Below are 8,985 nucleotides of genomic sequence, written 5' to 3'. Positions count from 1 at the left end.
CGCCGCCCAGCCCGGCCAGTACCTGCTCCAGCGCGCCACCCTTGCCGCCGGCGCCCTGCACGGCCTGCACTAGTTGCGGCAGCAAGCCGCCCAGCGCGCCGGCGTCGAGCCCGGTCTTGCCCGCCACGTCGGCGACGGCCTGGGCATTGTCCACACCCGGATCAGCAATCTGCGGCAGCAGCTGGCCGAGTGCGCCCTGCACCATGGCCGGGTCGAGCCCGGCCTTGCCTGCGAGGCCTGCAATATCAATCTGCCCGCCGGCCTGCGCCAGCAGTTCGTCCAGCATGCCCATGAATCGTCTCCCCTTGGCTCTACCCAAGGTTACAGCATGCCCGTTTTGCGATTTTGCGGCAATCAGCCGGCAATCATCGCCGGCAGCGTCGCTTCGTGCAGCCGCTTCAGCTCCGCCAGGGTGACGCTCTGCACGCCGCCCCGATCGACCAGGTCGAAGTTCAGCGCATTGCCGCCGGTCACACCGATCGGCACGGCGTTCACCCCCGCGGCGCGCGCCTGGGCCATCACGGTGGCGGCATCGCGGCACGTGACAATGTAGCGGCCCTGGTCCTCGCCAAAAAGGGTGGCGCCCGGGTTGGTGATCTGCTTCACGATGGTCATCGTCATGCCGATGCCGCCGGCCAGCGCCATTTCGGCCAGCGCCACCGCAACGCCGCCATCGCTCACGTCGTGCACGGCGCTCACCTTGCCGGCGGCAATCAGCGCGCTGACCAGTTCACCGGCGCGGCGCTCGGCGTCAAGGTCCATCGGCGGCGGCGGGCCATCCTCGCGGCCATGCACCTCGCGCAGCCACAGCGACTGGCCGACATGGCCTTCGGAATGGCAGAGCAGGATCACCGTCTCGCCCTCGGCCTTGAAGGCCAGGTCCATCTGCTTGTCGTAATCCGCCAACAAGCCGACGCCTCCGATGGCCGGGGTCGGCAGGATGGCGTTGCCGCCGCCGGTCGCCTTGCTCTCGTTGTAGAGGCTGACGTTGCCCGATACGACCGGGTAATCGAGCGCCCGGCAGGCCTCGGCCATGCCCTCGATGCAGCCCACCAGCTGGCCCATGATCACCGGGTTCTGCGGGCTCGCGAAATTGAGGCAGTTGGTGATGGCCAGCGGCTTGCCGCCCACGGCGATGATGTTGCGCCAGGTCTCCGCCACCGCCTGCTTGCCGCCCTCGTGCGGATCGGCAAAGCAGTAACGCGGGGTGCAATCGGTGGCGATGGCCAGCGCCTTTCGCGTGCCGTGCACGCGCACCACGGCGGCGTCGCCACCAGGGCGCTGCAGCGTGTCGGCACCGACCATGTGGTCATATTGCTCCCAGATCCAGCGTCGCGAGCACAGGTCAGGGCTGGCCATCAGCGTCTTCAGGTCAGCCACGATGTTGGTGCTCATCGGCACATCGGTCAGCGGCGCGCGCTTGGGCGTCGGCACGTGCGGCCGATCATATTTGGGCGCGGCATCGGCGAGCGGATCGAGGGGGATGCGGCCCACGATTTCGCCGTGGAAGGTCATGGTCAGATCACCGCCGTCGACGACCTCGCCGATCACTGCGAAATCCAGTTCCCACTTCTTGAAGATCGCCTGCGCGAAGGCCTCACGGCCGGGCTTCAGCACCATGAGCATCCGCTCCTGGGATTCCGACAGCATCATCTCATAGGGCGTCATGCCGGTCTCGCGGCACGGCACCTTGTCGAGGTCGAGGCGGATGCCGACGCCGCCCTTCGACGCCATTTCCACCGACGAACTGGTCAGGCCGGCGGCGCCCATGTCCTGGATGGCGACAATCGCATCCGACGCCATCAGCTCCAGGCAGGCCTCGATCAGCAGTTTCTCGGTGAACGGGTCGCCCACCTGCACGGTCGGGCGCTTTTCCTCGCTGTTCTCGTCGAACTCGGCGCTGGCCATGGTGGCGCCATGGATGCCGTCGCGCCCGGTCTTGGAGCCGACATAGACGACCGGATTGCCCACCCCGGCAGCGGCCGAATAGAAGATCTTGTCGGCCTTGGCCAAGCCCACCGTCATCGCGTTGACGATGATGTTGCCGTTGTAGCTGGGGTGGAAGATCGTCTCCCCGCCCACGGTCGGCACGCCGACGCAATTGCCATAGCCGCCGATGCCGGCGACGACACCCTTCACCAGATGGCGCATCTTCGGCGCATCAATGTCGCCAAAGCGCAGCGCGTTCATGTTGGCAACGGGTCGCGCGCCCATGGTGAACACGTCGCGCAGGATGCCGCCAACGCCGGTCGCTGCGCCCTGGTAGGGTTCGATGTAACTGGGGTGGTTGTGGCTCTCCATCTTGAAGATGGCAGCATCGCCGTCGCCGATGTCGATCACCCCGGCATTCTCGCCCGGCCCCTGAATCACCCAGGGCGCCTTTGTCGGCAGCTTGGCGAGGTGCAGCCGGCTCGACTTGTAGGAGCAATGTTCCGACCACATCACCGAAAAAATGCCGAGTTCCAGCAGGTTCGGCTCCCGCCCCATCGCGCTCAGCACGCGGTCATATTCCTCTGGCGTGAAACCGTGGGCGGCGACGATATCGGGGGTGATGCTCATGGACGCGCCCCATAGCCGGGCCGCGCCGCTTTGTCATGTCGCAGCAGGCTGATTTTCCGTTTCGGTCCGCCGGCTCACCGCCGCTGCCCGCAGCATGACGATGCCGGTGTAGATGATAACCACCGACACCAGCCAGCGCAGGGACACCAATGGCAGCGATTTCACCACAAGCGCCGCCACCAGCACCGCCGGGATGCCGGCCAGCACCATCGCCCCGGCGATACGGAGATCGATCTTGCCGGCGTGCATCTGGCGCGCGCCGATCACTGCCCCGGTAAACGACGCACCGGCTGCCATGATCGGGAAGCACAATCTCGGGTCCAGTCCCATCAGGCTGAGCAGCGCCAGCGTTGGCGCATAGTTGCCGACGCCAAAGTTCAGCAGCACGCCAAAGCCGAAGCTCATGGCGATCGCGATCACGGTTAGCCCTGGCGGCAGGCTGCTCGCCGTGCCGCCCAGCGGCATGAGATCGAGGTTGGAGAGGATGTAAAAGGTCGCCGCCAGCAGCAGCGCCACACCGACCAGCGCCTGCACCACCCACAGCCGGGCGCGCGACACAAGCGGGATACCGGCCCAGCCCCCAGCGAGCAGCGCCATAATGCTGCCGATCAGCAGCACTGGATCGACCGACACGCCCAGCAGCGTCAGGAAGATCGCGCCTTCCACCACCGTGGGCAGGGTCAGTCCGGCAATCATCGTGTGCGGGATCAACTGATCGGGCACCATCTTGCGGAACTTGAACCACGCCATGGTCGGCGCCATCGATCCGATGCCCAACGTGTCGAGGAAATTCACCACCGCGCCCAGAACGGCGGCCTCGGGGCGCGGCCAGGCCCGTTGCCGGATGGCGGCGCGCAGCATCACATAGCCGTTGCCGGCCGCGAACAGGCCCAGCAGAATCAGCAGCGCATTCAGCATCATGGTTCCCCCGCGCCGCCAGCAGGCACCGCGCGCGGCACGACGTCAAGCCAAGGGGGCCTCAGCAGATCGGATCGTACATGAATTCGCGCACTTCCTGTGCGCAGCGGCAGGAAGCGGCGATTTTCTGTGCCCAGGCCAGTGCTTCGGCCCGACTGGGCAGTTCCAGTATAGTGAAGCCGCCGTTCAAATGGCTGCCGGGATAGAGTTTGTCAGACACCGCGCCATCGCCCGCCACCATCACCGGCGCCATCGTTTCATCAATGCCCCCGCCAAACACATAAACGCCCGCGGCCTTGGCTTCGATGATCACCGCGCGGGATGCTGCGGCAACAGCAGGCATCTCGTCGGCTGGCACCTGCATGGCTCTGGCCGGGAAGGAGATAAGATATTTGGTCATTGGTACCGAGGATGCCGGCAAGCGATGCGAACTGCAAGCGCACCCACTTTCGCACGTCGCCCGCACCGGCTATGAACCAGGCAACCGGCTGAGATTGCAGCTGTTGTTGGCGGCGCATCGCCCTTCGATCACCGGCCAATGCGAGGAGAAACCGCGTGCAGCACGAACAGTTCGCCATTCCCACAGCCGACGGCTTGTGCCCATCCCACCTGTTCTCGCTTGGTGACGGCACGCCCCGGCCGGCGGTGATCTTCTACATGGACGCCGGCGGCATCCGGCCGGGACTGCTGGCCATGGCCGAACGGCTGGCGCAGGCAGGCTATGTCGTGCTGGTCCCTGATCTCTTTTATCGCTTCGGCCCTTACGGCCCGCTGGTGCCGGCCGAGGTGTTTGCCGGCGATTTCCGCGCCATCCTTGGCCCGATGGTGGCGACGACCGGCAACGCGGTTGCGGCCGCCGATACCGAGGCGTTCCTCGCCTTTCTCGCCAGCCGATCGGATGTGCTGGGCAGCCGCCATGGTGCCGTGGGCTTCTGCATGGGCGGCGGTATGGCCATCACCGCAGCGGGGCGCTGGCCCGATCGATTTGCCGCCGCCGTTAGCTTCCACGGCGGCAATGTGGCCACCGATGCACCCGATAGCCCGCACCTGCTGGCACCGGCCATTCAGGCAGAGCTCCACATTGGCGCCGCGCACAAGGATGGCAGCTACCCACCCGCCATGGCTGAACGCTTCGAGCAGGCGCTCACCGCGGCCAATGTGCGCTTCACGGCGCGGACCTATCCAGCCATGCACGGCTGGATGATGCCGGATTTTCCGGTCTATGACGCGGCTGCGGCCGAGGACGGCTGGCGCACCATGCTCGACCTGTTCGGCCGCACGCTGGGTTGAGGCCCGCGCGCGACAAGCAGCTTTGTTGCCGGGCCTTCTCCTGATAAATGTCGATCAGAAACGGGGGACCGCCGGCATGAAGTCAATTCTCCTGGCTATCTGCGCCTTGTTGGCGCTCGCACCGGCCTGCGCGCAGGCTGAAACCGCGGCGGTCAACGGCGTCTCCCTGCACTATAGCGTTCGCGGCAGCGGCGAGCCCTTGCTCTTGCTGCACGGATTTGGCGCCTGTGCGGCCGATTGGGGCGAACTGGCGGATCGACTGGCGGCCACGCACAAGGTCATCGCCGTCGACGCACGCGGGCACGGCCAATCCACCAATCCTTCGGGCGTGTTCCGCCACGCCGACGCGGCCGAAGACATAGCGGCCTTGCTCGACATTCTGGGCCTGAACCAAGTGCGCGCCATCGGCTTCAGCAGCGGCGGCATCACCCTGCTCCATCTCGCCACCCGCCATCCGGATCGCCTGTCGAAGATGGTGATCATCGGCGCCACCAGTCATTTTCCGCCGCCAGCCCGCGCCATCATGCAATCGGCCACGTCCGCAAACCTGCCACCAGACGTGGTTGCGGCCTATCGCCAGTGCGCCAGCCGCGGCGAGGCGCAGGTGCAATCGCTGCTCGGGCAATTCCGCGCCCTGGGAGCCAGCCAGACCGATACCGATTTCCAGGTTGCCGACCTGGCGAAGATCAAGGCCGCCACGCTGATCGTGCATGGCGATCGCGATGTGTTCTTCCCGGTGTCGATCCCGGTCAACCTTTACCAGTCGATCAGCGGATCAGCCTTGTGGATTGTGCCCAATGGTGATCATTCGCCCACGGCGGGTGCGGAGCCTGCGGCTTTCATTGACGTCGTTGCGCGATTCCTTTCCCAGAAGCCAGATGGCCGCTGACGCGCCTCACCTTCCGCTTGCTGTCTGTCCCCGCTATGACGCGATGCAACAGGGATAAGGGCCGCCATGCCTCGCACGCGCGCAGACGGGAAGAAAACGCAGATCGTCGTTGTCGGTGGCGGCGCCGGCGGGCTTGAACTTGTCACCAAGCTCGGCGCGCATTTTCCGCGCCAGGATTTCGACATCATCCTTGTTGATCGCAATCCCACCCATATCTGGAAGCCGCTGCTGCACGAAGTCGCCGCTGGCAGCCTTGATGCCAATCTGGATGAGGTCGGCTATCGCGGCCATGCTTTCCGCTGGGGCTATCGTTATTTCGATGGCGCGCTGGAGGGCATCGACCGCGAGGCAAAGCAGATCATCATCGCGCCGATCCGCGACGAGGATGGCAGCGAGGTGATCGGCCGCCACCGCATCCGCTATGATTATCTGGTGCTGGCGGTGGGCAGCATCTCCAATGATTTCGGCATCGAAGGCGTGAAGGAGCATTGTCTGGCGCTGGAAAGCCGGCCCGATGCCGATCGCTTCCGCCGCCGCCTCTTGAACCAGTGTCTGCGGGTGTCGCGCCAGATGATGGCGAACCCGGCGAGCGATGCGACCGTGAAGGTGGTGATCGTCGGCGGTGGCGCCACCGGGGTCGAACTGGCGGCGGAGCTGTATTCGGCAGCCGATGCGCTCGGCTATTACGGCCTGGAGGTGTTCGATCGCCAGCGCCTGCAGGTGACGCTCTTGGAAGCCGGCCCGCGCATCCTGCCAATGCTGCCGGAGAAACTGGCCGCCGCTGCCCACCAGGAACTGGAAAATCTGGGGGTGAGGGTGCTGCCAGGCACGCAGGTGGTGGCCGCGACCCCCGATGCCATCCATGTGAAGGATGGCACCATCATCCCGGCAGATCTGCGTGTGTGGGCCGCCGGCGTGAAAGGCGCGGACTTCCTGCGCGAGATCGGCGGACTGGAAACCACCCGCGGCAACCAGTTGCTGGTGAAGGCCACGCTGCAGACGACCCGCGATGACCATATCTTCGCCATTGGCGACTGCGCCAGCTACACCCCGCCCGGCGAAGCCCGCCCGATCCCGCCGCGTGCCCAGGCCGCGCACCAGATGGCCGACACGGTCTTCCGCAACATCAAGGCGCTGATCGCCGGCAAGCCGCTGCGCCCCTTCGTTTATCAGGACAAGGGCTCGCTGGTCAGCCTCGCCCGTTTCTCCACTGTTGGCAGCCTGATGGGCAACCTCGTTGGCGGCAAGATGGCGATCGAAGGCCGGCTGGCGCGGCTGGTCTACACCTCGCTCTATCGCATGCACCTGATCGCCATTCACGGCTGGCTGAAGGGCCTGTTCCTGATTCTGGTCGGCCATGTGAACCAGGTGCTGCGGCCGAAGCTCAAACTCCACTGAGGGATAAGGTATCAATGCCTCCGGCGGGCGGGGGCTGCGTCCCTGCCCGCTGGAGGCTTCTTGCATTTTCACCGCGCCGATTGATCGGGATCAACGCTGACGTCGTCCTTGCGCCGCTAAAACGGCGCCATGCCGACCTTCCATCCCGATCTCGCCGCGCTGGCGGTGCCGCGTTACACCAGCTACCCCACGGCAGCGCAGTTCCACGATGGCGTTGGTGCCGTTGATCAGGCCCGCGCGCTGGCCACCGTGCCCATGGGCGCGCCGGTGTCGCTCTATCTCCATGTGCCCTTCTGCCAGCAGATCTGCTGGTATTGCGGTTGCAATACGGGGGTGGCTGCCAGCGACCGGCTGCGGCGCTATGAACGGGCATTGCTGGCGGAGATTGCCACCGTCGCCAGCCTGATGCGCGGGCAGGTAATCGCCGTGCAGTTCGGCGGCGGCAGCCCCAACGCCATGGCGGCGCCGGTGCTGGCCCGGATCATCGCGGCGCTGCGCGCGCAGTTCGATCTGGCCGCGACCTGCGAGATCGCCATGGAACTTGATCCGCGCGCCGTTCAGCCCGGCGACGCTGCCATTCTGGCCGCCGATGGCGTCAATCGCGTCAGCCTGGGCGTGCAGAGTTTTGCGCCGCACGTGCAGAGGCTGATCAATCGGCAACAGCCCTTCGCGGTCATCAAGGCGGCCGTTGACCAGTTCCGTGCCGCCGGCATCACCGCCATCAATTTCGATCTGATGTATGGTCTGCCCGGCCAGAGCGTGGTCGATCTGACGGAAACCATCGAGCAGGCGCTCCAGCTGCAACCGGATCGGGTGGCGGTGTTCGGTTATGCCCACATGCCCGCAGCGATTGCGCGGCAGCGGATGATTTCCGATCTTGATTTGCCCGGCCCGGCGGCACGCTTTGCCATGAGCACGGCGGCGCACCGGCGGTTCACGGCGGCCGGCTATGTAGCCATCGGCTTCGATCATTTCGCGCGGCCACATGATAGCCTGGCCCAGGCCGCGGCTGGCGGAACGATGATCCGCAATTTCCAGGGCTATGCGACCGAAGCCGGCACCGCGCTGATTGGGCTGGGCGCAACCGCCATCAGCCAGTTCCCGGGGTTGATCGTCCAGAACGAAAAGCACCTGGGCCAGTGGGAAATGACCGTGCACGCCGGCCGTCTGGCCGGCTGCCGTGGCGTGGTCGTAAGCGCGGACGACGCCCAGCGCGGAGAGATCATCGCCCGCCTGCTTTGCAATGGTGTGGTGGAGGTCCCGGACCACCTGGCCACGGCACTGCCGGGCCTTGCCGGCCATGCCGCCCGCGGCCTCGTTCGGCTCCATGGCCACCATGTCGAACTCACGCCCGATGGCTGGCCCTATGCCCGGCTGATCGCTTCGGCCTTCGATGCCCATCCCAAGGCGCCGCAGCGCCATTCCAGGGCCGTCTGACCACCTTACTCGTGAAACTCCGCCAATTCCGGGATGCGAGTGAAGGCGATTGCCGGGCCGCGGGAGCGGGTGGCACCGCCTTCGTGATGGCCCAGCGTGACGGCATCGCGGCCGAACCGCTGGTTCATGCGGTCCATGGCCTGCGAGAGCGCCAGCCGCTTCGCATCGGTGCGCGCGCACAGCAGGGCATCGGAATCAAACAGATCGGCCTGGGCCGCGCTGGCCGGCGACAGATCGGCCAGCACCACCCCCACCTGCAGCAGGCGCCGATGCGGAAATTCGGCGGCCATGCGCGCCCACAGGCTCTCCAGCGCCTCGACCAGGCTGATCGAGTCCATCACCTGCGGCAGCTTCACGCCGGCCTTCCACTTTGTGCCGCGCGCCTCACCCTTCACGCTCAGCCCCAGCCAACCGGCCCGCAGCGCGGCCCGGCGCAGGCGAGTGCCGGCCTTCATCGCCAGGCGCCGCGCCACCAGCCGCGCCACCGGCAACGG

Annotated in this window: 9 protein-coding genes; 4 read left to right on the top strand and 5 right to left on the bottom strand. The window is 66.2% G+C overall.

Annotated features, from left to right (window positions below; all coding sequences use genetic code 11):
* The 4 genes from GJ693_RS11335 to GJ693_RS11320 all read right to left on the bottom strand — a co-directional run.
* The coding region (locus GJ693_RS11335) for a hypothetical protein (protein WP_156256413.1) at positions 1-292 on the bottom strand (292 nt) is incomplete at its 3' end.
* 62 nt (positions 293-354) lie between these two features.
* Positions 355-2,559 carry a phosphoribosylformylglycinamidine synthase subunit PurL gene (gene purL, locus GJ693_RS11330; protein WP_156256412.1) on the bottom strand — a complete coding sequence of 735 codons (2,205 nt, stop codon included), beginning with the start codon at positions 2,557-2,559 and terminating at the stop codon, positions 355-357.
* A gap of 33 nt (positions 2,560-2,592) precedes the next feature.
* Positions 2,593-3,480: a sulfite exporter TauE/SafE family protein gene (locus GJ693_RS11325; protein ID WP_156256411.1), complete on the bottom strand. Its 888-nt coding sequence runs from the start codon at positions 3,478-3,480 to the stop codon at positions 2,593-2,595.
* 58 nt (positions 3,481-3,538) lie between these two features.
* A complete protein-coding gene (locus GJ693_RS11320) occupies positions 3,539-3,898 on the bottom strand; it encodes a YciI family protein (protein WP_235902838.1) in 360 nt (119 codons plus the stop codon).
* A 134-nt stretch (positions 3,899-4,032) separates the two neighbouring features.
* On the opposite strand from GJ693_RS11320, the gene GJ693_RS11315 reads away from it, so the two are divergent.
* The 4 genes from GJ693_RS11315 (at position 4,033) to hemN (ending at position 8,491) form a co-directional block, all read left to right on the top strand.
* Positions 4,033-4,767, top strand: coding sequence for a dienelactone hydrolase family protein (locus GJ693_RS11315; protein ID WP_156256410.1), 735 nt, complete (start codon positions 4,033-4,035; stop codon positions 4,765-4,767).
* A gap of 76 nt (positions 4,768-4,843) precedes the next feature.
* On the top strand, positions 4,844-5,656 hold the full coding sequence (locus GJ693_RS11310; RefSeq protein ID WP_197042136.1) for an alpha/beta fold hydrolase: 813 nt from the start codon (positions 4,844-4,846) through the stop codon (positions 5,654-5,656).
* A 66-nt stretch (positions 5,657-5,722) separates the two neighbouring features.
* On the top strand, positions 5,723-7,054 hold the full coding sequence (locus GJ693_RS11305) for an NAD(P)/FAD-dependent oxidoreductase (protein WP_156256408.1): 1,332 nt from the start codon (positions 5,723-5,725) through the stop codon (positions 7,052-7,054).
* A gap of 129 nt (positions 7,055-7,183) precedes the next feature.
* Entirely contained in the window at positions 7,184-8,491 is a 1,308-nt protein-coding gene (gene hemN, locus GJ693_RS11300; protein WP_156256407.1) for an oxygen-independent coproporphyrinogen III oxidase, read from the top strand.
* Positions 8,492-8,496: 5 nt separating this feature from the next.
* On the opposite strand, the gene GJ693_RS11295 is transcribed toward hemN, so the two are convergent.
* Positions 8,497-8,985 (bottom strand): DinB/UmuC family translesion DNA polymerase (locus GJ693_RS11295; protein WP_456238822.1); only part of this gene is annotated, 489 nt, incomplete at its 5' end.

Source organism: Sandarakinorhabdus oryzae (genome assembly GCF_009733735.1).
GTDB lineage: Bacteria > Pseudomonadota > Alphaproteobacteria > Sphingomonadales > Sphingomonadaceae > Sandarakinorhabdus > Sandarakinorhabdus oryzae.
This window is presented reverse-complemented; position numbering and strand designations above follow the sequence as displayed.

What these genes read in the sequence shown, in the direction of transcription:
- purL (WP_156256412.1), bottom strand. Translation starts at nt 2,559, where the DNA reads ATGAGCATCACCCCCGATATCGTCGCCGCCCACGGTTTCACGCCAGAG.
- GJ693_RS11325 (WP_156256411.1), bottom strand. Translation starts at nt 3,480, where the DNA reads ATGATGCTGAATGCGCTGCTGATTCTGCTGGGCCTGTTCGCGGCCGGC.
- GJ693_RS11310 (WP_197042136.1), top strand. Translation starts at nt 4,844, where the DNA reads ATGAAGTCAATTCTCCTGGCTATCTGCGCCTTGTTGGCGCTCGCACCG.
- GJ693_RS11305 (WP_156256408.1), top strand. Translation starts at nt 5,723, where the DNA reads ATGCCTCGCACGCGCGCAGACGGGAAGAAAACGCAGATCGTCGTTGTC.
- hemN (WP_156256407.1), top strand. Translation starts at nt 7,184, where the DNA reads ATGCCGACCTTCCATCCCGATCTCGCCGCGCTGGCGGTGCCGCGTTAC.